A 25,625-nucleotide genomic window follows, 5' to 3' on the forward strand; every position below is an offset into this window, starting at 1 on the left:
GGTAATTTGTTGGCTCGCTCGTGGGACAACGCCCTTCGGGAAACGCGCCACGGCGGTGTATCTGCCACGATACGCACAACTGCTGGGCGAGGCCGTTTCCCCTGCTCATCGCGTGTGGGCGGCGCTTATAGAGCACGGAATCTTCCATGAGCGATCGCCCCCTATGTGGCGCGCTCGAGCAGCAGGGCCTCGCCTTGGCCGCCACCGCCGCACAGGCTCACTCCCGCCCGCTGGCCCCGCCCAGCGTGCAGGGCATGGGCGGCGTGCACCACCAGCCGCGCCCCCGAGGCGCCGATCGGATGGCCGAGGGCAATCGCCCCACCATCGGGATTGAGTATCGCAGGCTCGATTCCCAGCACTCGCGCCGAGTGCACGGCCACCGCGGCGAAGGCCTCGTTGATCTCCACCCAGTCGAGATCGCTCGCCCGCCAGCCTTGGGCTGACAACGCGGTCAGTAATGCCTGCGCCGGCTGTTCCTGAAGGGAGTTATCTGGCCCTGCGACCTGCCCGTGTGCTTTCACGACCGCAAGGACAGTCCAGCCCTGCTGCTCGGCGATACGCCGCTGGGTAAGCACTACCGCCGCCGCGCCATCGGAAATCTGTGAGGAGTTGCCCGCCGTGAGCGTGCCCTCGGCGGCAAAGGCGGGACGCAACCGCGCGAGGGTATCGGCCGTGCACTCGGGGCGGATTCCCTCATCCTCGCTGAGCAGGACCTCCCCCTCGCGGGAGGAGGCGAGAACGGGAACGATCTCGGCATCGAAGCACCCCTCGGCCGTGGCGCGGGCGGCGCGCTGATGCGAGCGGGCCGCCATCTCGTCTTGCTCCTCGCGGCTCGCGGGATAGCGCTGCGCGTGCGATTCCGCGAGCTCTCCCATGGAGATATGTAGATCGGCCGCGCTCAACCCGTCGTGACTCATGTGATCGAGGGTGCGCAGCGGGCCGAAGGTGGTGCCCCGTCTGCTGCCCATGAGTAGATGCGGGGCCTGTGACATGGACTCCATCCCACCAGCCACCACCACCTCGGCATCCCCGAGCCGCAGCATGCGGATGGCGTCGATAATCGCGCTCAAACCGGAAAGACATACTTTATTCACGCTCGCGGTGTGTGCCCGCGGAGAGATGCCGGCAGCTAATGCCGCCTGTTTGGCGGGGTTTTGCCCCACGCCCGCACTGAGCACATGCCCGAGAATCACTGCATCGACCGCGGCGGCGGGAATAGTCGCGCTCTCGAGGGCATGGCGCATGGCGATTGACGCCAGCTCGGGGGCGCTGAGTTGCGATAGTGCGCCAAGCATACGGCCGGTAGGGGTGCGCGTAGCGCCGACGATGACGATGTCTGCATCCGCGGCGATTGTCATAGGGCCTCCCAGTGGAGAAACGCAAAGTGTACGGTATGGGACCCTATCGTACCGTGACCATGAGATCCACGCCACAGTTTTGTGGCTACTTCTTGGAACGCCAAAGGGCACAGCCCCCGCAGTGGAAGGCTGTGCCCCTTATGCTTTTATTAATCACGTGACGCTTGTCGACGCATCCTCCTAGTCGCGAGTACGCAGTCGGACCAGGACGAGCGTGCCGCCGAGGAAGATCATCACGAGAGCGATGATGCTCATGGTGATCACCGAGGCACCGGTATTAGCCAAGCCTTGGCGCTTTTCTTCCTTAGCTGCCGACTTCGAGGGAGCCGCAGTGGTGTGAGGCACCGTGGTGTGAGGTGCGGAACCCTGAGTACGGATCGGCTTCTCTGCAGTAGAGGTACCGGGAGCGGCCACCGACCGAGTCGTGGAAGACGGGGTGGTGGATTCGGAGGTCTCGGAGTTCACAGAGGTGGTCTCCTCCGGGGTGGAGGTCTCAGACTCGGTGGTCTCGGGCTTCTCCTCCTCGCGCTCAGTCTCCTTAGCCGGCTCGTCCTTCTTGGGCTCGTCCTTCTTGGGCTCGTCCTTCTTGGGCTCGTCAGGCTTAGCACAATCGGGGCTCTTCGGGCAGGAGGGCTTTACCGGAGCTTGGGTGGGATTTTCCGGAGCCTGGGACGGCATCGGCTCTTCAGAGGTGGTCTGCTCAGGCACCTCAACGGGGGCAGACTTGACGACGATAGTTTGTGCGCGATCCTCGCGGTCGTGGTGCACAACCTCGTGTCCGCCTTCGACAACCTCGCCGGCTTCGGTGCGTACCGCCTTCTCAAAGACAACGTAGGAGTGGCCGGGCTCCAGGGTGACCTTGTCGAAATCAACCTTGACGCTGCCCTTCGCCTCGCTCACGGTCTCCACCTTGGTGGCTTTAGCAACAACACGATCATCGCCTAGGTCCATGAGTTCACCGGTGAAGGTGTACTCCTTGCCCTCCTCAAAGCCTTCGTAGTCAATGGTGTCGACCACGTGCACTGCCTCGTCCACCTCGGCGGCGGAGAGTTCCACGGCTGCGTCTGCGGAGGCCTTTTCACCCTCAACAGAGACGGTGGTGCGCATAGCGGAGGGGGTGCGCTCCTCCTCCTTCTGGGTCTCCTTCTTGTTATCGTCCACGACCACGCGCTCGCCATCCTTGCCGTGGGTCATCTCCACGGTAAGCAGGTTCTGGAAGGCTGCGGCATCGACGGTGCCCGCACGGCGCGGGGTCTGATCAGTCACATAAACGCGGATAACGGCGTCGTCCGGGTGCTGCTCCAGCTGTACCTCAGGATCTTGGCCGACAAGGGCGGCAGCGGCGCGAGCCACATTGAAGTTCTGGCGAGCGATGTCATCGACGACGAAGGAGTCAGCGCTGGGCTCCTTGGTGCCACCGGCAGTGAACATGTTGTCGGTGTAGCGCCATACAGCGAGCTGGGTGGCGTGGTAGAAGTCGCCGTCATCGAGGCCGAAGCGCTCCTTGATACCGGCTGCGTTGAAGCCGTAGCCATTGTAGATGGTGCGCAGAATGGCATCGTTGAACTCGTCGCTGTTATCGAAGGCCGAACTCGTCCCGGAACCGGGCTTGTTGGAGGCCTTGAGCAGATCATAGGACGAGGTCATGCGTACCGGATAGTTCGACTCCGCAGAGGTCGGGGGCTGCAGGCGCTGATTGAAGCAGAATGCCACCTCGCCGTCAGTCTCGGCAACATTCTGTCCGGTCCATTCGGTGACGCGGTAGTGGCTGAATGGGGCCTCAGCACTGAAGCCGCGGTAGTCCTGCTCCTCAGTGGCGTGAGCGGAGGCCGGTAGGCTCACCGCAATTACTCCCACGAGCAAGGTGATGGCAACCAGTACGGCCGCCCAGCTTGTTCTTAAAGCGTTCAATGTTCTCCTGCTTTTCAATATTCGATCCGGCAGCGATCCGAGCGATAGGTGTACCGCCCGTGGACACCGGGATTGTTTTTTGAGCCATAACACATACACCCCGCTCACACATGGGATGTCTATGGCGATGAAGTGGAAATCTAATACCTTTTTCAGGCTGCGGCAAGCCCGCAGTGTTTACAACATTTATTCTTGTTGAAATGTCCACTTTTTGGCCGCACCCCTGACAGAATGCCCGATCGGGCACTGCATATGTGGCAAATCCCAGATGGGGCCCTATTTTTGCAGTTCGTATGTCCGACCGGAAAGGCCAAACAGATCACGGTTTGGTAACTATCGGAAGTGTTCGCCACATGGGTGACCAACCCAACCATGGATATGCCTTACATATGCCGACATCCTGTCATGCGTCCAGCGTATGGCCTTTTTATCACCCACCAGCACATATGAAGGTGGCCCCAGACATAGAGGTCCGATGAGTGGGATGTTACACAGTATTGCGCACACTGTGCTTTACCCCATACTTACCTGCTGGACGGCCTGAATCAGCTCTACAGAGCCCTATACGTGCCCTAGCTTCGCGATAAGCGGACGATGAACGCAAGATGATCTGCGTTCCCCACGGGCATGGTGGAACAGCCCCGAACATGAAACTCGGGAGAGACGAAGATGTGATCAATGGAGGTGCGTAGGGGGTGGCTCTGCCATGTGGAGCCAAAGGGAACCTGGGCAGGCCACGTCCCCACCGCATTCCGTCCACATACTTCGCTTGCGGCTATGAGCCGCTCTCGCTGGGTCAGCGGGCCGTGGCGGAGGGTGGCATTGAAATCACCGGCGAGGAGCACGGGGCCGAGAAGTTTCTCCCCATAGCGTATGAAGGCCTGCGTCTGCTGCCGCCACTGCTCCATGAGAAACGGCACTGGTGGCACGGGGTGCACGCCGGCTACATGGAAGCTCTGCCCCGTATGCGGGGTGATAATCGCCGCCTTCGACTCTAGGTCAAAGGAAGGAATATCGGCTGGGGCGACCGAGCCGAGGCGCGGATGCACAAGTACCTGGGTGGCCACCGGCCCTCGTGCAGAGTGCCCAGGGGCGGGATCGATCAAGGCCTGCTCAAATTCGCTGCCCTGCACCGCGGCGTCCACGCGGGAGCGCTCTGCTTCCGGCAGGACAACGATATCGGGGTCCGCTGCAGCCACGAGAGCCTGAAAGCCGGCAGCAGACAGCGTGTTTTGGCTGTTTAAGGTGACCACAGTCAACTCAGGGGCCGCATCCGGCGACGGTGCAGGCAGGCTGCCACGAGCAGGCGCAGGCACTGGAACCACGGCCAACACGGTCGCCAACGCCACCGCTATCGCGCCCGCTATCCCCTCGAGAATCCGGAAGGCGGTGCGGCGCCGCAACAGCGCCTGGAGCAGCAGAACGAGGCCGCACACGAGCCCGCCTGCAGCCATGAGATAGGGAAAGGCGATCAGCTGGGCGCCGCCGAGGCGAGTACTCAGCCATCGCGCGGGCGCCCAGTGGGGAAAGAGGATGACGAGACCACAGGCCCCGAGCATGCTCCACAGGGCGAGCTGCGCCAAGACAGCGCCGGCCCTTCTCATCAGCGGCACCCCTTAATTCTTAACCCATTTGATTATAGGTGTGTCCCTAATTGTGGACAGAGCGTTGATAGCCCACGGCATTGTCCTGCTCATTCCAGTAGAGCAGCACGTTATCACCGCCCTCGCCATCGCGGTAGGTGACGTCGATGCTGTAGCCTTCCGGATCGGCCTTGAGTTCTTCAATCATGTGCGGGCTGCCCTCATCGCGGCCCACGTACTCGCCGGCGTGGAAGAGCAGCAGTACGGACTCGGCGTTCTCTAGGGGCTTATCGGCCTCATCCACGCGGGCATAGGTGAGATCGGTGCAGGCATTCCAGTTGGAATCCCCCTTGAAAGACCAACTGCCTTCTTCTTGGTTGATCTGGGCCACCGCGCGGTGCACCGCATCTGCGTTCGGGTCCACGGCGCACTCATCGTTGCTCTCCGTAACCTCAGTGCTGGTTTCTGCGGAGCTATCCGCAGACGATACGGAGCTCGAGGCCTCGGTGCTCGCTGCGGTCACAGCATCGTCCTCATTAGAGGAGCAGCCGGCGGCGCCGAGCAGCACCGCAGAGGCGGCAATCGCTAGGCTCGCGCGGACGGGACGCTGACGTGTAGAAATACTCATAACCCTCGATTGTTGCATATTTCGGCGGCACAGCCCTGCCCGCCCAGCCGTTAGTCGCCTGGGTGGGGCGCTAGGAGGTGGCGTCGATAAGCATCCTGCGCAGACCGTAGCATGGAGCAGGTGAAACGTTTCTTCTATGCGCTGAAAACCCTCCTCAGCGCGAAACTCTGGTCCGGTGCGGCGGTCACCGGCGTCGTGGCGGCCGTCCTTGCCATCGTGCTCACCGAAGTGGATGTGCCCGGTGAGTACCTGCTCGCCCAGTATTTGTGGCCGGGCGACACCGACGGTGCCGCCGACATGCTGAGCTTCGTGGCCTCCTCCACCATGACGGTGCTGACCACCACGATCTCCATGACACTGATCGTGCTGCAAGTCGCCTCGGGCAACTTCTCGCATCAATTGCTGCGCGACTATATCGAATCGCCGGCGGTGCGCGGCATCATCGCGGTCTATGTGGGCAACTTTGTCTACGCCGTGCTGGTGCTGCGTTCTTTGGACAAGGACGCGGAATCCCCGCCACAACTGGCTGTCACCGTCGCCGTGCTTGGCGTGCTCATCGCCTTAGGCACCTTCATCTGGTACGTCTCTCGGGTGGTGGACATGGTGCGGGTAGACACCATCATCAGGCAATCTGCGGAGCGCACCCTCGCCCACGCAGATACCGCCCCGCCCACCGACACCCCGGCCGTGTATTTTGAGCGCCCCGAACCGCCCAGCCATGCGGCGGTGCTGTGCGCGGAGAGCTTCGGCTATGTGCAGCGCGTCGATCACCAATCGGCGGCCGACTGGGCGAAAGAACACGAGGCGACAGTGGTGATCGATGTCCAACCGGGCGATAGGATCATCGCCGGGCAGCCGGTGGCGATGTGGTGGTGCGCTACCCAGCACGCCACCCACGCACTAGACATGCCGGATCCGATCTTCCTCTCCCTCGAGCGGGTCTCCGGAAACGATTTCGCACTGGGCTTGCGCCAACTGCTCGATATCGGGGTGCGGGCGCTCTCGCCTGGAGTCAACGATCCCACCACTGCCCGGCATACGATCGGACAAGCCACCAGCGTGCTGCGCACACTCGTCACACACCCGCCGCAGCCGGTGGTGCACGAGGACGAGGAGGGGCGCTGTGTCCTCTGGGCCGCGGAACGCACCCAGGCGGAGCTGCTCGCAGAGTGGGTCTCAGAAATGCGACGCTATGGCGCACAGGAACCGGGCGTGTTGGTGGAATTGCTGGACATGCTGCACATTGTGGGCGAAGAATCCCGCGACCCAGCAGTACGGGTGGTCGTGCGCAAAGAAATCGAGGCGATCATCCGGGCCGCCGAGCGGGCCATCGACGAGCCCCTCGATAGGCAGCGCGTGCTGCGCGCTGCGGGAGTCAAAGACTAAGAGGCGCGAGGACTATGCCCGCACTGCAGTGGGTGGCCCTCCACTGCCCGCACCGCGGCCCCGGTGCCCGCTAAGCCGCGCCCGCAACGAAGCTCGGCGCAGACGCACAACACCCCTGTCACCCTCCCGCGCTGGCGGGAAGTGGCAGGGGTGTGATGTCTCAGACTATTCCGCTCCGCACCGCACGCGGGCGGGACGGAACGAAGAAGGAGACTTTAAGCCTTGGCGGCGTAGTTCTTCACCACGGAGGTGTCCACGGGGATGCCGGGGCCCTGGGTGGCGGAAAGGGTGACCTTCTTCAGGTAGATGCCCTTGGAGGAGGCGGGCTTGAGGCGCAGCAGCTCGTCGATGAGCGCGCCGTAGTTCTCAGCCAGCTGCTCTGGGGTGAAGGAGGCCTTGCCGATCAGGGCGTGCAGGTTCGCAGCCTTGTCCACGCGGAAGGCGATCTTACCGCCCTTGATCTCCTTGACAGCCTTGGCCACATCGGTGGTGACGGTGCCGGTCTTGGGGTTCGGCATCAGGCCACGGGGGCCGAGGACGCGGGCCACACGACCAACCTTGGCCATCTGGTCCGGGGTGGCGATAGCGGCGTCGAAGTCGGTCCAGCCGCCCTGGATCTTCTCGATCAGATCCTCGGAGCCCACGACGTCAGCGCCGGCTTCCTCAGCTGCGGTGGCGTTCGGGCCAGCAGCGAAGACAACCACGCGCACGGACTTACCGGTGCCGTTCGGCAGCGAGACGGTGCCGCGCACGAGCTGATCAGCCTTGCGGGGGTCAACGCCGAGGCGGACGGCAACGTCCACGGATGCGTCGTACTTGTCAGAGGAGGTGTCCTTGGCCAGCTGAGCGGCCTCGAGCGGAGAGTAGATCCGGCCCTTGTCCACCTTGGACTGGAGCTCCTGGTAACGGCGGGAGTGCTTCTTGCTCATGTTTCACAATCCTTAAAGTTTTTGAAACGTGCGATGGAATGTTGTGGTGTTGATGGGCCGTGAGCGGGCCCTACCACTCGCCTTCCCCTGTGCGGGAAGGCGTTGGGCCACCGCGAGGGTGGCCGGGGAGGTATTACTTAACCTCGATGCCCATGGAGCGGGCGGTACCGGCGATGATCTTGGCTGCAGCCTCGATGTCGTTGGCGTTGAGGTCCGGCTTCTTGGTGGTGGCGATCTCCTTGCACTGATCCCAGGTCACAGAGCCGACCTTCTCAGTGTGGGGAACGCCGGAGCCCTTCTTCAGGCCAGCGGCCTTCAGCAGCAGCTTGGCTGCCGGCGGGGTCTTCAGCACGAAGTCGAAGGAGCGGTCCTCGTAGACGGTGATCTCCACCGGCACGATATTGCCGCGCTGAGCCTCGGTAGCAGCGTTGTAGGCCTTGCAGAACTCCATGATGTTGACACCATGGGCACCCAGGGCCGGGCCGACCGGGGGAGCCGGGTTAGCGGCGCCAGCCTCGATCTGCAGCTTGATAAGGCCAGAGACCTTTTTCTTCTTCTTAGCCATGTTTCTTTACCTCTTCCGTGGTACCGCACCGCCGACAGCGGGTACTGGCTAGTTTCAACCCGCCCGTATGTGGCCGATGCGTCCGGATGCCGAGCTTTACTCAGCCACCGGGGATTTATTGACAGTATGTTCTGCGTGTGTGCGCCAACGGCCAACGCCGCCGCGCCTGCACTGCGCACACCACGAAGGCCTGCGCAGACACGCGAAGGAAAAGTTTACACCTTCGCGCAGGTCAGACCAAATAGAGGCCATGGCCCCGCTGTAGCACAGCCGAGCCACGCCCCACGGCGGTCTAGTTGACCTTTTCCACCTGGTCGAAGGTGAGCTCCACTGGGGTCTCACGACCGAAGATGGACACCAGCGCCTGCAGCTTGCCGTTTTCGGCATCGATCTCGGAGATGGTGGCGGACACGGTGGCCAGCGCGCCGGTAAGAATGGTGACGGCCTCGCCGACCTGGTAGTCCACTTCCACGGGGGCCTGCTTCTTGCTGGGCTGTGCCACAACCTGCTCGCCATCCTTGGAGGCGGCCGGCTGCTCGCCCTGCTCGCCCTCCACCGGGGTGGTCTCCTGCGGCAGCAGGAACTTGGCCACGTCGCGGTGCTTCACCGGGGTGGCGTGCCCCTCGTTGCCCACGAAGCTGGTCACGCCTGGGGTCTCACGCACCACGGACCAGGAGCGATCGTCGATGTCCATGCGCACCAGCACATAGCCCGGCAGCAGCTTGCGCTTCACGCGCTTGCGCTGACCGTCGCGGATTTCCACGACCTCCTCGATGGGCACGACGACCTCGTAGATGAAGTCTTCCACCTCCAGGGTCTGGGCACGCATGTCCAGGTTGGTCTTCACCTTGTTCTCGTAGCCGGAGTAGCACTGAATGATGTACCACTGGCCCGGCTTCTTCTTCAGCTCACGAATGAACTTACGCAGGCGGGCCTTGTACTCGGCGAGAGAATCATCGCTTTCGGCAGCGGCCTGATCGGCCACGGCAACATCCGCATTGAGCGCGTCCTCCACGCCCTCCTTTTCGGCGGCGGCGCGCTCTTCTGCGCTCTCCTCGCCCTGGTTCTCGAGTCGCTCATCGGCGGCCTGGGCAGCAGTCGCGGCCTGGGCGGCGGTCTCGAAGGAGGTGGCGGCACCCTCAGCGGCGGTGCCCACGTTCTCGACGGAGGTGTCTTCTGCCTCTGCGGCGGCACCGGTGGTGTTCTCAGTGTTCTCGCTCATAGTGTCCTTGCTCTGTCTTTCGCGGATATCGGGTATCGGAATGTGCGGCTTTGTGCTCTCATTGCCGCCTGCGGTGCGTTCGCGCCCGTCCTGCGGGCTCCGCACAGCCGCGCAGCCGTGCGGCGCGGGCACTGAGGCAATAAAAGTCCCGCCTTGGCGCTAGTGGCTAAGGCGGGTAAAAGCTATGGGAATCATCCTAGTTAAGGGTTGAGAACTAGGTCAACTCCTCGGGAGGCCAAAATGTCGATGCCCCATACGAGGAGGGTCATCACGATGAGGAAGCCGAAGACGATGAGGGTGTAGTTCACCATCTGCTTGGAGGTCGGCCAAATGACCTTCTTCATCTCCTCCACCACTTCGGGAACGAAGCGCATGGGGCCGCCACCGGGCTTCTCGTCTTCATCCTTGGTGGCTACGGCCCGCTTGGAGGAATAAGACTCGCTCGAGGTCGTGCTTACGCCGGTGAGCTGTCGCTTGCCCGTGGGCCGCGCGCTCGGTTTGCGATCGTCTGCCACGTTTCTCCTCGATACGACTTTCCAAAAAGTATTTGCAGGGGCGACAGGACTTGAACCTGCAACCTGCGGTTTTGGAGACCGCTGCTCTGCCAATTGAGCCACGCCCCTTGGCGCGCTGTCGCAGTCGCCGCTCGCGGCGGCTCGTGCGCAACACTGCCGATAACTGTAATGACTTCCCTGCAGGAAGTAAAGGCACCTACCGGCTACACACACGAAATAAGACCCAACCGAAGATATCGGCTAGGCCTTATCATGCGGTGTGCAGTAGCGGTTCCGAGACTCGAACTCGGGACCTCACGATTATGAGTCGTGCGCTCTCACCAACTGAGCTAAACCGCCCCATTCATATACAACCACTCGCTGCGAGCGGCTATATAAATGAACAGAGCCCCCTGACAGAATCGAACTGTCGACCTTTTCCTTACCATGGAAACGCTCTGCCGACTGAGCTAAGGGGGCTTAGCTTCCCTTATAGGAATCACACTGTCTTGTGCAGTGCGCCTTCCGTTGAAGCCTTAAGAAGATTAACCCGAAGCCATGAAAGAACACAAATCTGCACCTCATCGCCTCTTTCTGGGCCCATTATGGGGATTATTAGCACCCCTTGAGCGCGCATCCACCCCGCGCGCAACGCCCGCTCGGCTTATCGACGCCGCCCCACCGCCCCACACTCCCGCAGCCGCACAAAGAAAAACCCGAGGCCTCCCATCGGGGAGAACCTCGGGTAATAAAGAGTGCCAGGTAATGGATTCGAACCATTGAAGGCAATGCCGGCGGATTTACAGTCCGCTCCCTTTGGCCGCTCGGGCAACCTGGCGTGCACGCTTGGTGCGGTCACTTACTCTACTATGCGCCCCATATGTTTAAGCAAATCGCCGCCCTGCGCTGGGCGTTTATGCCACACACGCCGCCGCCTAGCGGCCGCTATCCCACGCGTCCGGCGGTGAGCTGCGCTAGGGTGCGTAGCGCTTCGGTGACCTTATTCTGCGGCAGTTCAGACAGGGCGTTTTCCGCCTCGGCGAGGTAGTGCTCAATGTCCTGCTTGGCGCGAGCCCGACCGCCGGAGCGCTCCAGCAGGGCAATGATCTCGGGAACATCCTCATCGGCCACCGGCCCGGTGACGCGGGCGCGGAGCTCATCGCCGACCTCGCCCTCCTCACGCAAGGCGTAGAGCACCGGCAGGGTGAATACTCCCTCGCGCAGATCGGTGCCGGGGGTCTTTCCGGACTGGCTGGAATCGGAGAAGATATCGATGATGTCATCGACGATCTGGAAGACCATGCCCACGGCCTCGCCATAGCGCTCGACAGCCTTGATGTGCTGCTTGTCCGCGCCTGAGTGCAGGGCACCGAGATAGCCCGCGGCGGCGATGAGCACACCGGTCTTTTCGCGGATCACGTTGAGATAGTGCTCCACCGGATCACCGCCGCGCGGGCCCACTGTTTCGCGCATCTGTCCGGTGACAAGCTGCTCAAAGGTGGTGGCGAAGTGCTGCACGGTCTCGACGCCGAGCTGGCCCATCATGCGGGAGGTGTAGGCCAAAAGGATATCGCCGGCGAGGATCGCCACCGAGTTATTCCAGCGGTGGTTGGCGGATTCGACTCCACGCCGCTTCTCGGCTTCGTCCATCACATCGTCGTGATAGAGGGTGGCCAGGTGGGTCATTTCCACGATGGCGCCGGCGCGCTGCACGTTGAGACTGCCGGGCTCGGGCCCATATTGCGAGGCGAGCAGGGCGAACATGGGGCGGAATCGCTTACCCCCTGCTTCGAAGAGATGCGCCACCTTATCGGCAACAAAGTCGGCGCCGCTGGCGACGTCGTTACGCAAAAGCTCTTCGACGTCCTCCATCTTCTCTGTCACCCAGGCACTCAGCTCTGGATCTCCCAAGTCAAGACGGGGAATCGAGCCTTGAGATGCGGTGACCTGCACCCATTGCTCGTTGTCTTGCGAGCCCACGGCTGTACCGTTACTCATACTTGGTTGTCCTCGACCTTCGTTGGCTGCTGGGGGGCTGTTTCTGAGAGTAGGACGTCCACACTTCTCAGGCGCTTTTAATCTACAGATGATAACCGTAGTCTACGTTCGGGGGCTATCTACAGTCGACGCCCACTTCAATGCCACAATAGGTGCGTGGCCCATCCTGATGTTGCAGTAGACGTTCTGATCGTGGGCGCGGGCCCCACTGGCTCCGCGGCCGCCTATCATGCCGCTCATGCGGGGCGCTCCGTGTTGCTTATCGACGCCGCCTCCTTCCCCCGCGATAAAACCTGCGGCGATGGCCTGACCCCGCGCGCCATCAAGGAGCTGCACGCGCTGCAGCTGGCCGAGGAGGTCACCGCCCACTACCGCAATCAGGGCTTGTTCCTGCACGGCTATGGCGGCGATGTGCAGGCCCCGTGGCCGGACAGCGGCTTCGGGCGTATCGGCTCGGCCATGAAGCGCCGTGATTTCGACACCCTGCTCTTCCGGCATGCCCAGCAGCAGGATGGGGTGAGCACGTGGGAAAACGCCGAGGCGCAGCGCGCCCATATCTACGGCGGCCGCATTGAGCGTGTCGAGGTGCGCTATCAGGACGAGCTCCGCGTGATTACTCCGCGCATGGTGCTGGTGGCAGATGGGGTGCGCTCCTCCTTTGGCCGGCAGCTGGGCCGCCAGTGGCACCGCGAACAGGTTTTTGGCATTGCGGCACGCGCCTATTGCACCACGCCTCGCGGCGACGATCCGTGGATGCACTCGCACGTGGAACTCTGCGATGAGCAGGGCACGGTACAGCCTGGCTATGGCTGGATTTTCCCGCTCGGCGGCGATGAGGTGAATATCGGCTGCGGGGCGCTATCCACAGCTAGTCGACCGGCCCAGATCAACACCAAAAAGCTGCTGGCCTCTTATGCCGAGCAGCAGCGCCAGCAGTGGCAGCTCGACGCCCCACGGGAGATCGCCTCGGCGCTGCTTCCCATGGGTGGCGCGATCAGCTCCGTGGCGGGCAAGAACTGGATGTTGCTTGGCGACGCCGCCGCGCTCGTCAATCCCCTCAATGGCGAGGGCATTGACTATGGCATGGAATCAGCGCGGCTGGCGGTGGAGTTAATGCAGCACAGCAGCACTGTCCGCGAGGAGTGGCCGCGGCTGCTGCGCGAGCACTATGGCGAGAGTTTCCGGCTGGCACGACGTCTCGCGCGCGTGCTCACCTATCCGCAGTTTCTGCCGGTGGCGGGCCCACTGGCGATGCGCGGGCTCGGCGGCCGGGTACTCATGCCGGCGGCGGCTCGTTTGATGGGCAATCTCATCACCGAGTCCGACCGCGACCTCGTAGCGCGGGTGTGGCACGGCGCCCAGCATTGCTTGGGCTGGGTGGACGATACCCCGCTCTGGAGTTAGCGGACGCCGCTACTTCGGTTTGATAGCGGAGTGCAGGGCGGTGATGCCGAAAGTGAGGTTGCGCCAGCCGCATTCGCTCCATCCGGAGCGATTGATGGCGGCGGCAAGCTCTTCCTGGTTGGGCCAGGCGCGGATGGATTCCGCCAGATACTCATAGGCCTCGGGGTTAGAGGAGACCGCGCGCGCCACCGCGGGCAGCGCCCGCATGAGATATTCCTTGTACACGGTGGCAAACACCGGCACGGTGGGGGTGGAGAACTCGGCCACGGCGAGCCGGCCGCCCGGTTTGGTCACGCGCGCCATTTCTTGTAGCCCGGCGCGAAAATCCTGGATGTTGCGCAGCCCGAAACTGATGGTCACGGCGTCGAAGGTGTTATCGCGGAAGGGCAGGTGCATACCGTCGCCGACGACCTTCGGCACGGCGCGATGGCTTCCCGCCTTGAGCATGCCCTGGGAGAAGTCGCAGGCCACCACCCAGGCTCCGGACTTGCTCAGCTCGACGGTGGACACCGCCGTTCCCGCGGCGAGATCCAATACTTTTTCTCCGGGCTGGAGGTTGAGGCGCTCGCGGGTGCGGGTGCGCCAGTGCCGGTCCTGGCCGAAGGAGAGCACGGTATTGGTGATGTCGTAGTTTTTGCCGACGTCGTCAAACATGCGCGCGACGTCTTTGGGCTGCTTGTCCAGATTTGCCTTAACCACGCCTGCAGAGCTTACCCGAGCCGCTCTCTGCGCTGGCGGGGCGGCCGCGGCAGTGGCACCGCCGGTCTAGCGGCGCCCCCGCTATTTGCGCGCTGGGGCGTGCACGGCCTGCTCGTAGTGCTCGAGGAGCTGGTCGACCAGCGCCGCCCACGTGCGCGGCTCCACGGAGCGGCGGGCGTCTTCTCGCAAGGTGGGCAGGTGCATGAGGCAGCGGTCGGTGGCCAGCTCGAGTTGCTGTTCAAAGCTCTCGACGTCGAGCAGATAGCCGTTATAGCCATCGGTGACGAGATCGATGGGCCCGCCGGCGCGCGGGGCAATGGTGGGCACCCCGCTGGCTTGGGCTTCTTGGATGGTCTGGCAGAAGGTTTCGAACTCGCCGGGGTGCACAAAGACGTCCATGCTGGCGTAGGCGCGGGCGAGTTCGGTGCCGGAGAGCGCGCCGGTGAAAATCGCCTCGGGAAGCTGCGCGGACAAGCTGGCCCGCTCTGGCCCATCGCCGACGATCACCAGCTGCACATCGGAGCGGTGGGCAAGGGCACGCAAGCGCTGCACCCCCTTTTCGGCGGCGAGCCGCCCCACAAACCCCACCACATAGCGCGTGTCTGCCCGCTGCTGCAGCCAGTGGGCGCGCAGGGCGTGGTCGCGACGGCGGGGATGGAAGAGCTCGGCGTCCACGCCGCGGCCCCAGCGGTGAATCCGCTGCACCCCGTGCTCCTCCAGCTCGGCGATGGCAGCCGAGGAGGGCGCGAGGGTGCGGGCCGCCTGGTTGTGGATGATGCGCGTCCAGTCCCATGCGGCCACGGCCAGGGGTGTGAGTCGGTAGGTGGTGGCGAAGCCGGCGACATCGGTTTGGTAGACGGCCACGGCGGGAATGCCCAGCTGCCGCGCCGAGAAAGAGGCATAGCCGCCGAGGACGAAGGGCGAGGCCAAGTGGATGACGTCGGGGGCGAAGGAGCGCAGGGCGTGGGTGACGGCCGGCACCGGCACGCCGATGGGCAGCGAGTTGATCAGCGGCATGCGCACGGTAGGCACCCGCACGATCTGCGCGCCCGCATAGGAGGGGATCTCCTCCTGGAACTCGCGCGCCCCCGGCGCGATTACGATGGCTTCATGCTCGCCCTCGATATGCTCCAGGATGCGAAGAATGGAATTGGTGACTCCGTTGACATTGGGCAGGAAGGATTCCGCGACTATTCCGATGCGCATGCCGGTTAGTGTGCCTTGCTCGTCTTCCGTACGGGTTGGCTCAGGGTATCGAGTGCCCGAATTTTTGATGAATGCCCAATAAACCACCACAGGCCCGCGCCGATAGCGCTCGCGACGGTGAATACCGACAGCGCTGGGATCACCGCCAGGGTCCAGTTCCGCCCCTCTACCTTCACCAAGTCGGGGTTGGCGGTGGAATAGTTCACCCACACCCGCTGCCCCACTCCCAGATCCGAGGGATACAGCAGCCCAGATGGCGGGACGTGAAAGATGCCGTGCTCGTCTTGAAACTCCACGGTGGTGCGCAACCAATCCTCGTTGGTAACCCGCGCCAGCGCCCGGCCGGGGTTGGAAGAGATAGCGTGATCGTTCATGATGGCGGCACCCACCATGCCGATGCTCATCAACACCACGGCCCCATAGAGCACGATGACGAGCTGCCGGAGGCGACGGGCGATCATTACTCCCACTCCACCTTGTCCTGCAAGCGCCGCTGCAAGTCGCGGCGGGTGGCGCGGGTCGTCATGGCCTCGATCACCTCGATACCATCGGCGCCGCGCTCCGCAGTCTCGGCGAGGGCGTCGATAAGCTCCTGCACGCTCTCCACCCGGCGGTGCTGCACCCCATAGCCCGCGCATAGCGCCTGCAGGTCCACATCGTGCGGGGTGCCGAAGGCGGTGTCGAAGACCTCGCGGTGCGCTTCTGCGCCCTGCTCGAGGGTTTCGAAAATCCCGCCGCCATTGTCGTTGGCCACCACGATGGTGAGGTTTTCCGGGCGCGGCGAGTCAGTGGGAATAAGCAGCCCGCCGATATCGTGCAGGAAGGTCACATCCCCCAGCAGCGCCACCGTCCGCGGGGCCCGCACGACGTCCTTCTCGCGGTGCTGCCGCGCCAGGGCCACGCCCACAGCCTGGGCGGTCGAGCCATCGATCCCGGCGGCGCCGCGGGGCGAATAGGTATCCACCCCATCAAAGGGCAGCCCCACCATGCTGGCATCGCGCACGGGATTGGAGGCACCGAGGAAAAACCCATCGCCCACCGCGAGGGTATCGGCCACAGCGGCGGCGGCATGCAGCCCGCTAAATCCCAGATCCTCCTCGGCGAGGGTATCGCGCACGGCCTCGGCGGCGCGGCTCGAGGCGGCGTCGACAAGCTCCAGCCAGCCCTGGCTGATCTCGCCGCTGACGCGCACGCTGCTCGCCACCTCGGTGGCACCACCCCACGGATCGGTATAGCTCTCGCCGCGGGTGAGCACCGTGGTGCGCACCCCCAGCCGCATCAGCGCCAGCACATCCCGGTGTAGCGTCGGATGGCCGACAATAATGACGTGCTCGGGGCGGGCGATCTCCACCCCGCTGAGCAGCACATTCGCCGCCAAAGGATGCACCGGATGGAAAGGGGCGGGGGCGCTGGGCTCGGCGATCGTGGGCGCATCCTCCAGCCCCTCCACCGCCCACGCGCCATCACCGGCGATCACCAGCACCTGCGCGCTCAGATCCACGTCCACCACGCCCCAATCGCGCGGCTTCGGGCTTATCGACGCCGCCCTCGTCCCCGCAACCACCGGCTCTGGGGTGGCCTCCGGCACCAGAGGCATATCGAAGGCGATGTTGATATGGGCCTGCCGGCGCTCCGCGAGCGCGCGCCGCAGCATGGCCTGGGCTGTGGCCGGGCGGGTGGACTCGCTAATAGCTACCGTGGGCGTGACGGTGGAAAACAGCCCGTGCTGCACAATGGTTTGGCTGGCGCCGGTACCGACGAGCCGGGAGGGGCGATCGGCGGAGATAATAGCCAAGGGAATATCGGCGTGATGCGCCTCGATCATCGCCGGCAGACAATTGGCCACGGCCGTGCCCGAGGTCATCACCACCGGCACCACCCGGCCAGTCACCCGCGCCATCCCGAGTGCGGCAAACGCCGCATCCCGCTCATCGAGGCGCACATGCAGCCGCAGCCCCTGCGCCGCCGCGAGCGCAAGGGATAAAGGAGCATTCCGAGAACCCGGACACACCACCACATCAGTGCAGCTCAGAGCAAGTTCTTCAACGATGGCGCGCGCGGTATCCCAAGATGTCATAGCCCTAATTCTAACCAGCACGCCGCAATGCGCTTGAGCCACCAATCCCGACGCTCTGGCGGGGCGGCCAGCTCCTCCAATCGCGCGGGGTCCGGGCTGAGCGGCGCGGTGGAGATCATCCCGCCCACGATCTCTCGCGGCGCGGCAACATCCTCGATAAACAGCTGGCTGGTGGCCAGCCCCGCCGCGTACTCGGGTGCCACCGTGGCGGCGGCCACCACCCCAGAATTCATCCCCACCGCAGTGTCGAGGGCGGAGGCGATCCTGATCCCCATGCCGTGCTGGGCCATGAACTCGGCCACCCGCTCCACCTGGGCCACCCCGCCCATCGGCGCCACCTTAATCACCGCATAATCTGCGGCCCGACGGCGGGCAATCTCATATGGATCCTCCGCCTTGCGGATGGACTCATCGGCGGCGATGGGCACATCCACCCAGCGGCGCAGCTCCTCCATCTCCCCCACGGTGGCCACCGGCTGCTCCATATATTCCAGCGGCCCGAGATGCCGTGCGGCGGCGATCGCTTCATTCACCGACCAGCCGCGGTTGGCATCGACCCGCAGCGTGGCATCGGGGCGCAGCTGCCGAATGGTGGCGATGCGCTCGATATCCTCAGCCAGGCTCTGGCTCGGCTCCGCCACCTTGACCTTGAGCACCGAGCACTCCCGGAAACGGTCCAGCACCTCCGGCAGCTGCTCGGGCCCCACGGCGGGGATGGTGCCATTGACGGGAATGTGGCTGCAGGGTGGCGTCGATAAGCCTGTATAGGCGGCCTCCAACCCGGAGAGTAGCCAGCGAGCGGCCTCCGGCGGCGCGTATTCCGTGAACGCGGAGAACTCGCCCCAGCCCTGCGGCCCCGCAAACAGCGCGGCTTCGCGCACGGTCACACCCCGGAATTTCACGCGCATCGGCAGCGCCACCACGTGGGTGCGCTCCAGAACCTCATCGAGCGAACACATAGCTTCTAGGATAATGAGGTATGAGCGAGCAACCATTCAACCCTGAACTGTGGCGAGCCGTCGAGGGCTTCGACGATCTCACCGATATCACCTACCACCGGCATGTGGGCACCGACCGATCCCACGGCATCGTGCGCATCGCCTTCGACCGCCCCGAGGTGCGCAACGCTTTTCGCCCCCACACCGTCGATGAGCTCTACCGCGCTCTCGACCATGCCCGCCGCACCCCCGATGTGGGCTGCGTGCTGCTCTGCGGCAACGGCCCCAGCGACAAAGACGGCGGCTGGGCCTTCTGTTCCGGCGGCGACCAGCGCATTCGCGGACGCTCCGGCTATCGCTATGCCTCCGGCGACACCGAGGACACCGTCGATGAGATGCGCACCAAAGCCGAGGGCGGACGGCTGCACATTCTCGAGGTACAGCGACTCATCCGCACCATGCCCAAGGTGGTAATCGCCGTGGTGGGTGGCTGGGCTGCCGGCGGCGGGCACTCCCTGCATGTGGTGTGCGATATGACGATCGCCTCCAAGCAGCACGCCCGCTTCAAGCAGACCGACGCCGACGTTGGCTCCTTTGACGCCGGCTACGGCTCCGCCTATCTGGCGAAGATGGTGGGCCAAAAACGCGCCCGCGAGATCTTCTTCCTTGGCCGCACCTACACCGCCGAGGACATGTTCCAGATGGGTGCGGTGAACCTTGTGGCCGAGCATGCCGAGATTGAAAACGAGGCCATCCAGATGGCCGTGGAGATCAATGGGAAATCCCCCACCGCACAGCGCATGCTGAAATTCGCCTTCAACCTCACCGATGATGGCCTCATGGGGCAGCAGGTCTTCGCCGGCGAAGCAACCCGCTTGGCGTATATGACCGACGAGGCCGTGGAAGGCAAGAACTCCTTCCTCGAAAAACGCGACCCCGACTGGTCCTCTTTCCCCTACTACTACTAAAGGCGCCAGCCGACGGGGCCTGCGGCGCGTGCGGGCTCCAGCGCTTTTGAGCTCGGCACCCGCTGCGCTGAACGCACAGAGCTAGAACGCACGAAGCCCGCCGACACGGAGGTTGGCGGGCTGTGCTTCAGGGGGGTTTAAAGGTTAATCATGTGCCCCATCGTTCCCTCACAGGCTTCCTTCATGGCCTCGGAGAGGGTCGGGTGGGTGTGCACGTTGCGGCCGATCTCTTCAGCGGTGAGATCGAAGCGCTGCGCCAGGGTGAGCTGCGGCAGCAGCTCGGAGACATTCGCGCCCACCATGTGTGCGCCCAGCAGCTCGCCGTATTCGCCATCGGCAATCACCTTGACGAAGCCCGCGGGCTCGCCCAGACCTTGGGCCTTGCCGTTGGCGGACAGCGGGAAGGTAGCCACCTTAATATCGCGGTCGGAGAACTTCTCCTTCGCGGCATCCTCGGTGTAGCCGAAGGAGGCAACCTGGGGATTACAGAAGGTAGCGCGCGGCATCATCATGTAATCGCCCAGCTCTTGGGTCTCGGCATCAGCGATGGTCTCGGCGGCCACCACACCCTGGGCCTCAGCGACGTGAGCCAGCTGCAGCTTCGCGGTGACATCGCCAATGGCGTAGATGTGATCCACATTGGTGCGCATGCGCTCGTCGATGGCGATAGCACCACGATCGGTGAGCTCCACACCGGTGTTCTCCAGGCCGAAGCCCTCGACGCGGGGAGCGAAGCCGATGGACACCATCACACGATCGACGATGAGGGTGTCGTTCTTCTTGCCGTCCTTGGACTCAACATCCACCTCGACGCTGTCGCCGTTGTCGCGCACCTCGGTGGTCTTGTAGCCGGTGAGGATCTTCACGCCAAGCTTCTTGTACTGCTTGGCCATCTCCTTGGATACGTCCTTATCCTCATTGGGCAGGACGCTGTCCATGAACTCGACGATGGTGACATCCACGCCGTAGTTCGCGAGCACATAAGCAAACTCCATACCGATAGCGCCTGCACCCACGATCACCATGGAATCAGGGAGCTCGCTGTCGAGGATCTGTTCCTTGTAGGAGCAGATATTTCCGCCCAGCTCCACACCAGGCAGGGAACGCACCACAGAACCGGTGGCGATAATGCAGTCGTCGAAGGTGAGAGTCGTACCCTCGTCCTCGCCCTCGGTGATCTCAATGGTGTGGGCATCAGTGAAGGAACCAAGACCATTAATTTCGGTGATCTTGTTCTTCTTCATCAGGTAATGCACACCCTTGACGATGCCCGCGGATACCTTGCGGGAGCGCTTGTGCGCAGCCTCAAAGCTGAAGCTGACATCGCCTTCGATACCGAAGGTCTTCGCCTCGTGGTTAAAGGTGTGGGCCAGCTCTGCGTTCTTCAGCAGGGCCTTGGAGGGAATACAGCCAACATTGAGGCAGACACCGCCCCAATACTGCTTCTCAACGACCGCAACCTTCTTGCCAAGCTGGGCTGCTCGAATGGCGGCGACATAGCCTCCGGGGCCAGCGCCAAGTACTACAACATCATAATGATCAGACACGTTCATAAGGATACGTGGTTTAGTCCGCCACCGTCGACGTTTGAGACAAAGCTACCCACTACCCAAGGCCACACCCCACCGCTTGGGGGCAGTGGGACGGCTTCGGTGGCGGGTAGTGGGCTGCATAGTCGAGGCCCCGCCGCGCCTTGTGCGCCGCGCGTTCTCGACTCTTAGCGCTTAGAACAGATCAAGGTCCACAGCGATGTCGGCGAGCTGGGAGGAGCCAGCGTTGAGGAACTGGCCGAGCGCGGTGTTAATAGCTACGAGAATCTCTTCGTTCATAAAACGTCCTTATGTCCTATATATATTCTTTCGCGGAGCAGGCTAGGCGGCGGTGACTATCTGCTCGCCGTGTCACCGCTAAAACACTATCGGGCGCCAGACGAGCGGCCTGTACAGAAGAATAGACCACTCGGCGCCATGTTCCTAGGGGCAATTCTGTGACTGGTGTGACAGTCCGGATATGGGGGAACCACACTCATAACTCTTTCCAATACGGCGGGAACAGCGTAGTCTTATCGTTGCCTAAAATCTGATTAAGAACTGACATGGGGTTTGTATGACGTTTCGTTTCGTGGCGCCGCTCGTGGCGGCCACCATCGCAGCAGCTGGATTGATCGCACCGACCGTGGCCGTGCCCACCGCCACGGTGGCGACGGCCGCTGAGGCCGCACAGGTACACGAGGGCCCCACCCCAGGGTTGGAGACAGCACCGGCGTGGCGGGACAAGGTGAACTCCACCCCCAACATGAAGGAAATGTGGGCCTTCTCCCCGGCGATGAACCGCAATGTGCCCCTCGTGGTCATCACCCCGGAGGATACCTCCACTCCCCGCCCCACCCTGTACCTGCTCAATGGTGGCGATGGCGGCGAGGGCCGTGCGAACTGGGTCATGCAGACGGACGTGGCCCAGTTCTATGCCGATAAGAACGTGAATGTGGTCATCCCCATGGAGGGCCGCTTCTCCTACTACACCGACTGGGTCAACCCCGAGCAGCCGAAGCTCGGCGGCACCCAGCTGTGGGAGACCTTCCTCACCCAGGAGCTTCCGACCCCGCTGGAGTCCGAACTTGGCGCCTCTGGTGAGCGCGGTATTGCGGGCATGTCGATGTCCGCCACCAGCTCGCTGCTGCTGGCCCAGCACAACCCGGAGCTGTACCAAGCTGTTGGTTCCTTCTCTGGCTGCGCCTCTACCAACGATCCGATCTCTGACGCCATGCTGCGCGTGACGCTCAACCGCGCCAATGTCAGCCCGGATGACATGTGGGGCCCGGTCGGTTCGGAGACGCGCGAATACAACGACGCTGTCGCCCAGGCAGAGTCGCTGCGCGGCCGAGAGATCTACATCTCCAATTCCGCCGGCACCTCCGGTAAGCCGGATATGATCAGCAACCCCCGCTTTGAGAACAACCCCCTGACCGTAGCCAATGTCCAGGTCGTGGGCGGCGGCATCGAGGGTGCCACCAACTGGTGCACCCACCTGCTCAAGGCCAAGATGGACAAGCTCGAGATTCCCGCCAAATTCAACATCCGCGATACCGGTACCCACCAGTGGAGCTACTGGCAGATGGATCTGCGTGACTCCTGGCCCGTCTTCGATCGCGCGTGGAGCACGAACTAAAAGCCGCCCGCGAAACAGCCACGTCTCGGCCCGAAAGAGGCCGTGAGTAACCGCAGCGCCCCGCACACCTTCACGAGGAAGGCCGTGCGGGGCGCTGCCGCGTTCTCTTCCGTTGCTGCGCACCCCTCTAGGGGCTCGGGGCGAGAGCTGCGCCGGCGAGAACCGGGCAGGTGAGGATGCCGCCACCATCCCAAGCAACACTGGGTGCTAGAGTCGATGCCCCGAGCTGATCTCACGGCGTCAGGGGACGCCTCATAGCACCGTATTCGCCGCCCGACGCGGCTGCGCCTTCCGCCGATACCCACAACCCCACCACCGCTGGCTGCGGTGATGGGGCGTGAGGTTCGGGACTACTCCGTGCTGTTCGCGGGTCTAGCTGCAGCGCACGATCGGCTGCGGATCGTAGACCGTTTGTTGGGTTTCCCGCGCGATCTCTGCCCCAGAGAGGTTGCGGATGATGCGGGTATCAGAGGTGGTGAAGCCGGGAGCGCCGGAGGATGGCGAGCAGTCATCGCCGGAGAGGCTAATGCGGTGCGGCTGGGTGGGGGCCCAGCGGCCGCCGGAGACCGATTCCACCTCCACTTCCTTGACTCCCTTGAACTCCACAGTGATTTCGTTGCCGTGCACCCACGAGGAAATGAGGACCGGATTCTTTGAGGTGTTCTTGAACTGGAGGTCGATCAATCCCTCAAACACGGTGGCTTCACGACCGGCTGGGTAGCGGGAGATGTAATAGGAGTGCGGGGTATGCGCCACATCCTCCATGCCGGCGAAGTAGGCGGCATTGTAGAGGGTGGTAGCAAATTGAGAAATTCCGCCGCCCACGGCTTTATCGGCACGGCCGTTGAGAATAATGCCGGATTCCACGAAGCCTTGGGCGGCACCCCGCGGTCCGGTATAGCCATTGAGCGAGAAGGTTTGTCCAGGAACCACCACAGCCCCATCGACGATTTGGGCGGTGAGCGCGATATTAGTGCCAGAGGGCCCAGAAAAGTCGCCGGTGGTGAAGGTCGAGACCGTTTCAGAGAAGTTCGCCTGTTGGGCCTGCTCGGTGGTGTAGGTGGCCGGCTCATCCTCATAGGCGGCGTCGAACTCGCGGGGTTCATCGCCGAGGATACGCTGCTCGAGGCCGTCCATCACGGAGTCCCACTGGATGTGCACACCGTCGACGCTCGGAATTACTTCCCCACCGCCGCGGGTGAAGCTGGCGTTTTTCATCTCCACCTCGGTCTCGGAGAGCGCCTCGCCGAGGATGGCACGAGCGGCGTCCTCATTGTATTCGCTGCGGAGGTGGTCCCCCTCGGGTACGAAAGTGATGACCTCGCCCATGCGCTCCAGCGGAATCTGGCCGGTCACATCCTCGCGGCCGCGCACGACCACCGGTCCGGACAGCGCCGTGGCGGCATCCTTCTGGGCCGCGGAGCTATCACGCACGGCAGGCTCTTCAGAAACTGCCGATACTTCGACTCCCTTGGTGTCGAGCCACCGCTCCGGCAGGGAGGCCTCCAGTCCCTCGCGGGAAGGATGCTGGCCATTGAGCGGCTCGTCGACGATCACCTCGCCATTATCGATCCGGACCGCGGCGTCGCGCGGCGGCCGGGAGAGCTCCTCGCTCACGCGATCCACCCCGGCGGCGAAGGCGGCCTCATCCACAGCGCTCACCACATCAGATTCCTGACTGCGGAACAGCGCAGCGATCTCGCGCACGGGATTGAGGGAGGTGTGCGGGGCCTGGGCCACGGTGCGCTCCCAGTCGGCGGACAGGCCAATCTCGGCGGGCACCACGTGGGTGTCCATCTCGCCAGCGCGCACGGTTATGGGCTTGTCCTCCACCCCTGCGAGGCGACTGGCAAGCAACTCGCGGGCTTCGGCCTCGCCGAGCCCGCCCACGGCCACGCCGTTGATTTCGCTATTGCGCTGAAGCTTGTCTTTGCCCAGCAGATAGTTCGCCAGCAGCGCTACACACGCCACCGCGAGCAGCCCCACGACGACGAGGAGAGAAATTTTGCGCACATTCACGTTTCTCAACCTTACTAATCGCGCGTATTCTTGGCGATTTCCTATCTCGTCTTAAGCCTGCCTGAGAATATGCATCTAGCCAGTTCAACAGCGCATTGTTCACCTTCAGCGCGACAGAAAAGTGATTATTGTGACTGTTGTGGCGCATGGGTTTTCGCTCTCTAGGGTATGAACAACCGCTCTCCATCACCTACACTGGAAGGGGTTTTGTCATAGATAGATCACGCCCCAGTACCTGCGCGGTGCCGGTGGCGTGGCTGTGGCATACATCCACAAACGAGACGACGCCGCGCCCGCTCCTCCACCGAGGACGCTGGGCGCGAGATATACGAGAACGAAGGAAGGGGCACTGTCACCGGTGTTTGAATCCACCCAGACGATGCTGGTTGCCTATGACGGTTCGCCGGAATCGCAACGAGCACTCGACTACGCCGCCGCGCTGCTGGCGCCGAAGCACGTGGAGATCATCACCGCGTGGGAACCGCTCTACCGCCAGGCTGCCCGCGCCGCCGGGCAGTCGGGAATGAAGCTCTCGGATATGCAGTCGACCGATGATGAAACCGAGGATCCCGCCTATCAGCAGGCGCTAGCCACCTGCCGCGAGGGCGTCCAACGCGCCGAGGAGCTGGGCTTCTACGTGAAGGCACACCTCGTGGAATCGGCTACGTCTATCTGGTCGGCCATCATCGATGCCTCCGAGGACCTCCGCCCCGATGTGATCGTAATTGGCACTCGCGCCGAAACCGGAATACGATCTTTCTTCAGTTCTTCGACGACAGAAAGTATCGTCCACAACACCAACATTCCCGTGTTCGTGGTTCCCCCGGAAGACAATGAGGATTAAACCATGGCTCTTGAATCAGATAGCGTCACTCGCCGCACGATTGGCCCCGCGTTTGCCTCTGCTGTCGTCGGCCTCCTTCTAGGGATGGTTGCAATCCTTGGCCTCTCCATCTTCTCCTCGCAAGACACCGTCCCTCAGTCGCACGCGGTCAATAGCGACGACGCCCTCCTCGGCGGCGTCGAATACGGCACCCGCTAGCCTGCCCTCGCTGGGACCCTCTCGCCTCCC

General features: G+C 63.2%; 22 protein-coding genes and 4 tRNA genes. 6 read left to right on the top strand and 20 right to left on the bottom strand.

Going from position 1 to position 25,625, the window contains the following annotated elements; all coding sequences use genetic code 11:
• Window positions 1-161: 161 nt before the first annotated feature.
• The 4 genes from GBB18_RS03190 to GBB18_RS03205 all read right to left on the bottom strand — a co-directional run bounded on the left by GBB18_RS03190 (window position 162) and on the right by GBB18_RS03205 (window position 5,480).
• On the bottom strand, window positions 162-1,358 hold the full coding sequence (locus GBB18_RS03190; protein WP_151640734.1) for an acetyl-CoA C-acyltransferase: 1,197 nt from the start codon (window positions 1,356-1,358) through the stop codon (window positions 162-164).
• 180 nt (window positions 1,359-1,538) lie between these two features.
• Window positions 1,539-3,269 carry a thioester-forming surface-anchored protein gene (locus tag GBB18_RS03195; protein ID WP_151640735.1) on the bottom strand — a complete coding sequence of 577 codons (1,731 nt, stop codon included), beginning with the start codon at window positions 3,267-3,269 and terminating at the stop codon, window positions 1,539-1,541.
• Between the two features lie 572 nt (window positions 3,270-3,841).
• The gene (locus GBB18_RS03200; protein WP_151640736.1) at window positions 3,842-4,873 is read right to left on the bottom strand and encodes an endonuclease/exonuclease/phosphatase family protein; all 1,032 of its coding nucleotides are present in this window, start codon (window positions 4,871-4,873) and stop codon (window positions 3,842-3,844) included.
• Window positions 4,874-4,919: 46 nt separating this feature from the next.
• The gene (locus tag GBB18_RS03205; protein WP_151640737.1) at window positions 4,920-5,480 is read right to left on the bottom strand and encodes a hypothetical protein; all 561 of its coding nucleotides are present in this window, start codon (window positions 5,478-5,480) and stop codon (window positions 4,920-4,922) included.
• Between the two features lie 120 nt (window positions 5,481-5,600).
• Here GBB18_RS03205 and GBB18_RS03210 point away from each other — a divergent pair, with 120 nt between their 5' ends.
• A complete protein-coding gene (locus GBB18_RS03210; protein ID WP_192795903.1) occupies window positions 5,601-6,866 on the top strand; it encodes a DUF2254 domain-containing protein in 1,266 nt (421 codons plus the stop codon).
• 215 nt (window positions 6,867-7,081) lie between these two features.
• On the opposite strand, the gene rplA is transcribed toward GBB18_RS03210, so the two are convergent.
• The 9 genes from rplA to GBB18_RS03255 all read right to left on the bottom strand — a co-directional run bounded on the left by rplA (window position 7,082) and on the right by GBB18_RS03255 (window position 12,074).
• Window positions 7,082-7,795 (bottom strand): 50S ribosomal protein L1, encoded by a 714-nt coding sequence (gene rplA, locus GBB18_RS03215; protein WP_151529001.1) that lies wholly within the window; start codon window positions 7,793-7,795, stop codon window positions 7,082-7,084.
• 133 nt (window positions 7,796-7,928) lie between these two features.
• Window positions 7,929-8,360: a 50S ribosomal protein L11 gene (rplK, locus tag GBB18_RS03220; protein WP_151529002.1), complete on the bottom strand. Its 432-nt coding sequence runs from the start codon at window positions 8,358-8,360 to the stop codon at window positions 7,929-7,931.
• A gap of 292 nt (window positions 8,361-8,652) precedes the next feature.
• Window positions 8,653-9,582, bottom strand: coding sequence for a transcription termination/antitermination protein NusG (gene nusG / locus GBB18_RS03225; protein ID WP_151549434.1), 930 nt, complete (start codon window positions 9,580-9,582; stop codon window positions 8,653-8,655).
• 200 nt (window positions 9,583-9,782) lie between these two features.
• Window positions 9,783-10,097, bottom strand: a complete 315-nt coding sequence (secE, locus tag GBB18_RS03230) for a preprotein translocase subunit SecE (RefSeq protein WP_151640739.1) — start codon at window positions 10,095-10,097, stop codon at window positions 9,783-9,785.
• Window positions 10,098-10,132: 35 nt separating this feature from the next.
• Window positions 10,133-10,205, bottom strand: a tRNA-Trp gene (locus tag GBB18_RS03235).
• A gap of 157 nt (window positions 10,206-10,362) precedes the next feature.
• Window positions 10,363-10,436, bottom strand: a tRNA-Met gene (locus GBB18_RS03240).
• Between the two features lie 47 nt (window positions 10,437-10,483).
• A tRNA-Thr gene (locus GBB18_RS03245) sits at window positions 10,484-10,556 on the bottom strand.
• Window positions 10,557-10,832: 276 nt separating this feature from the next.
• Window positions 10,833-10,914: transfer RNA gene (locus GBB18_RS03250), tRNA-Tyr, on the bottom strand.
• Between the two features lie 107 nt (window positions 10,915-11,021).
• On the bottom strand, window positions 11,022-12,074 hold the full coding sequence (locus GBB18_RS03255; RefSeq protein WP_151549433.1) for a polyprenyl synthetase family protein: 1,053 nt from the start codon (window positions 12,072-12,074) through the stop codon (window positions 11,022-11,024).
• 156 nt (window positions 12,075-12,230) lie between these two features.
• Here GBB18_RS03255 and GBB18_RS03260 point away from each other — a divergent pair, with 156 nt between their 5' ends.
• Window positions 12,231-13,478, top strand: a complete 1,248-nt coding sequence (locus GBB18_RS03260) for a geranylgeranyl reductase family protein (protein WP_151640740.1) — start codon at window positions 12,231-12,233, stop codon at window positions 13,476-13,478.
• A gap of 9 nt (window positions 13,479-13,487) precedes the next feature.
• Here the strand turns inward: GBB18_RS03260 and GBB18_RS10725 are convergent, their stop codons facing one another.
• The 5 genes from GBB18_RS10725 to GBB18_RS03280 form a co-directional block, all read right to left on the bottom strand.
• Window positions 13,488-14,177 carry a demethylmenaquinone methyltransferase gene (locus tag GBB18_RS10725; protein ID WP_225990226.1) on the bottom strand — a complete coding sequence of 230 codons (690 nt, stop codon included), beginning with the start codon at window positions 14,175-14,177 and terminating at the stop codon, window positions 13,488-13,490.
• An 81-nt stretch (window positions 14,178-14,258) separates the two neighbouring features.
• Entirely contained in the window at window positions 14,259-15,383 is a 1,125-nt protein-coding gene (locus GBB18_RS10730; protein WP_225990227.1) for a glycosyltransferase family 1 protein, read from the bottom strand.
• A 5-nt stretch (window positions 15,384-15,388) separates the two neighbouring features.
• Window positions 15,389-15,844, bottom strand: a complete 456-nt coding sequence (locus GBB18_RS03270) for a DUF3592 domain-containing protein (protein WP_151640741.1) — start codon at window positions 15,842-15,844, stop codon at window positions 15,389-15,391.
• Window positions 15,844-17,469 carry a 2-succinyl-5-enolpyruvyl-6-hydroxy-3-cyclohexene-1-carboxylic-acid synthase gene (menD, locus tag GBB18_RS03275; protein ID WP_370513258.1) on the bottom strand — a complete coding sequence of 542 codons (1,626 nt, stop codon included), beginning with the start codon at window positions 17,467-17,469 and terminating at the stop codon, window positions 15,844-15,846. The genes GBB18_RS03270 and menD overlap by 1 nt, the downstream gene beginning before the upstream one ends.
• Entirely contained in the window at window positions 17,457-18,419 is a 963-nt protein-coding gene (locus GBB18_RS03280) for an o-succinylbenzoate synthase (RefSeq protein WP_151640743.1), read from the bottom strand. Before GBB18_RS03280 ends, menD begins: the two co-directional genes overlap by 13 nt.
• A 20-nt stretch (window positions 18,420-18,439) precedes the next feature.
• On the opposite strand from GBB18_RS03280, the gene GBB18_RS03285 reads away from it, so the two are divergent.
• Window positions 18,440-19,366, top strand: coding sequence for a 1,4-dihydroxy-2-naphthoyl-CoA synthase (locus GBB18_RS03285; RefSeq protein ID WP_151640744.1), 927 nt, complete (start codon window positions 18,440-18,442; stop codon window positions 19,364-19,366).
• Between the two features lie 137 nt (window positions 19,367-19,503).
• On the opposite strand, the gene lpdA is transcribed toward GBB18_RS03285, so the two are convergent.
• Entirely contained in the window at window positions 19,504-20,913 is a 1,410-nt protein-coding gene (gene lpdA, locus GBB18_RS03290) for a dihydrolipoyl dehydrogenase (protein WP_192795904.1), read from the bottom strand.
• A gap of 559 nt (window positions 20,914-21,472) precedes the next feature.
• On the opposite strand from lpdA, the gene GBB18_RS03295 reads away from it, so the two are divergent.
• Window positions 21,473-22,534, top strand: a complete 1,062-nt coding sequence (locus GBB18_RS03295) for an alpha/beta hydrolase family protein (RefSeq protein ID WP_151640745.1) — start codon at window positions 21,473-21,475, stop codon at window positions 22,532-22,534.
• Window positions 22,535-22,906: 372 nt separating this feature from the next.
• Here the strand turns inward: GBB18_RS03295 and GBB18_RS03300 are convergent, their stop codons facing one another.
• The gene (locus GBB18_RS03300) at window positions 22,907-24,553 is read right to left on the bottom strand and encodes a VanW family protein (protein WP_225990228.1); all 1,647 of its coding nucleotides are present in this window, start codon (window positions 24,551-24,553) and stop codon (window positions 22,907-22,909) included.
• Between the two features lie 379 nt (window positions 24,554-24,932).
• On the opposite strand from GBB18_RS03300, the gene GBB18_RS03305 reads away from it, so the two are divergent.
• Both GBB18_RS03305 and GBB18_RS03310 read left to right on the top strand, forming a co-directional pair.
• The gene (locus GBB18_RS03305; protein ID WP_151549540.1) at window positions 24,933-25,397 is read left to right on the top strand and encodes a universal stress protein; all 465 of its coding nucleotides are present in this window, start codon (window positions 24,933-24,935) and stop codon (window positions 25,395-25,397) included.
• Between the two features lie 3 nt (window positions 25,398-25,400).
• Complete coding sequence (locus GBB18_RS03310) at window positions 25,401-25,595, top strand: DUF2613 domain-containing protein (RefSeq protein WP_151529016.1); 195 nt, start codon at window positions 25,401-25,403, stop codon at window positions 25,593-25,595.
• Window positions 25,596-25,625: the final 30 nt, after the last annotated feature.

It is taken from the genome of Corynebacterium sp. 11A (genome assembly GCF_008930935.1).
Lineage (GTDB): Bacteria > Actinomycetota > Actinomycetes > Mycobacteriales > Mycobacteriaceae > Corynebacterium > Corynebacterium megadyptis.

What these genes read in the sequence shown, in the direction of transcription:
- GBB18_RS03190 (WP_151640734.1), bottom strand. Translation starts at nt 1,358, where the DNA reads ATGACAATCGCCGCGGATGCAGACATCGTCATCGTCGGCGCTACGCGC.
- GBB18_RS03200 (WP_151640736.1), bottom strand. Translation starts at nt 4,873, where the DNA reads ATGAGAAGGGCCGGCGCTGTCTTGGCGCAGCTCGCCCTGTGGAGCATG.
- GBB18_RS03205 (WP_151640737.1), bottom strand. Translation starts at nt 5,480, where the DNA reads ATGAGTATTTCTACACGTCAGCGTCCCGTCCGCGCGAGCCTAGCGATT.
- rplA (WP_151529001.1), bottom strand. Translation starts at nt 7,795, where the DNA reads ATGAGCAAGAAGCACTCCCGCCGTTACCAGGAGCTCCAGTCCAAGGTG.
- rplK (WP_151529002.1), bottom strand. Translation starts at nt 8,360, where the DNA reads ATGGCTAAGAAGAAGAAAAAGGTCTCTGGCCTTATCAAGCTGCAGATC.
- nusG (WP_151549434.1), bottom strand. Translation starts at nt 9,582, where the DNA reads ATGAGCGAGAACACTGAGAACACCACCGGTGCCGCCGCAGAGGCAGAA.
- GBB18_RS03255 (WP_151549433.1), bottom strand. Translation starts at nt 12,074, where the DNA reads ATGAGTAACGGTACAGCCGTGGGCTCGCAAGACAACGAGCAATGGGTG.
- GBB18_RS10730 (WP_225990227.1), bottom strand. Translation starts at nt 15,383, where the DNA reads ATGCGCATCGGAATAGTCGCGGAATCCTTCCTGCCCAATGTCAACGGA.
- GBB18_RS03270 (WP_151640741.1), bottom strand. Translation starts at nt 15,844, where the DNA reads ATGATCGCCCGTCGCCTCCGGCAGCTCGTCATCGTGCTCTATGGGGCC.
- GBB18_RS03280 (WP_151640743.1), bottom strand. Translation starts at nt 18,419, where the DNA reads ATGTGTTCGCTCGATGAGGTTCTGGAGCGCACCCACGTGGTGGCGCTG.
- GBB18_RS03285 (WP_151640744.1), top strand. Translation starts at nt 18,440, where the DNA reads ATGAGCGAGCAACCATTCAACCCTGAACTGTGGCGAGCCGTCGAGGGC.
- GBB18_RS03295 (WP_151640745.1), top strand. Translation starts at nt 21,473, where the DNA reads ATGACGTTTCGTTTCGTGGCGCCGCTCGTGGCGGCCACCATCGCAGCA.
- GBB18_RS03305 (WP_151549540.1), top strand. Translation starts at nt 24,933, where the DNA reads ATGCTGGTTGCCTATGACGGTTCGCCGGAATCGCAACGAGCACTCGAC.
- GBB18_RS03310 (WP_151529016.1), top strand. Translation starts at nt 25,401, where the DNA reads ATGGCTCTTGAATCAGATAGCGTCACTCGCCGCACGATTGGCCCCGCG.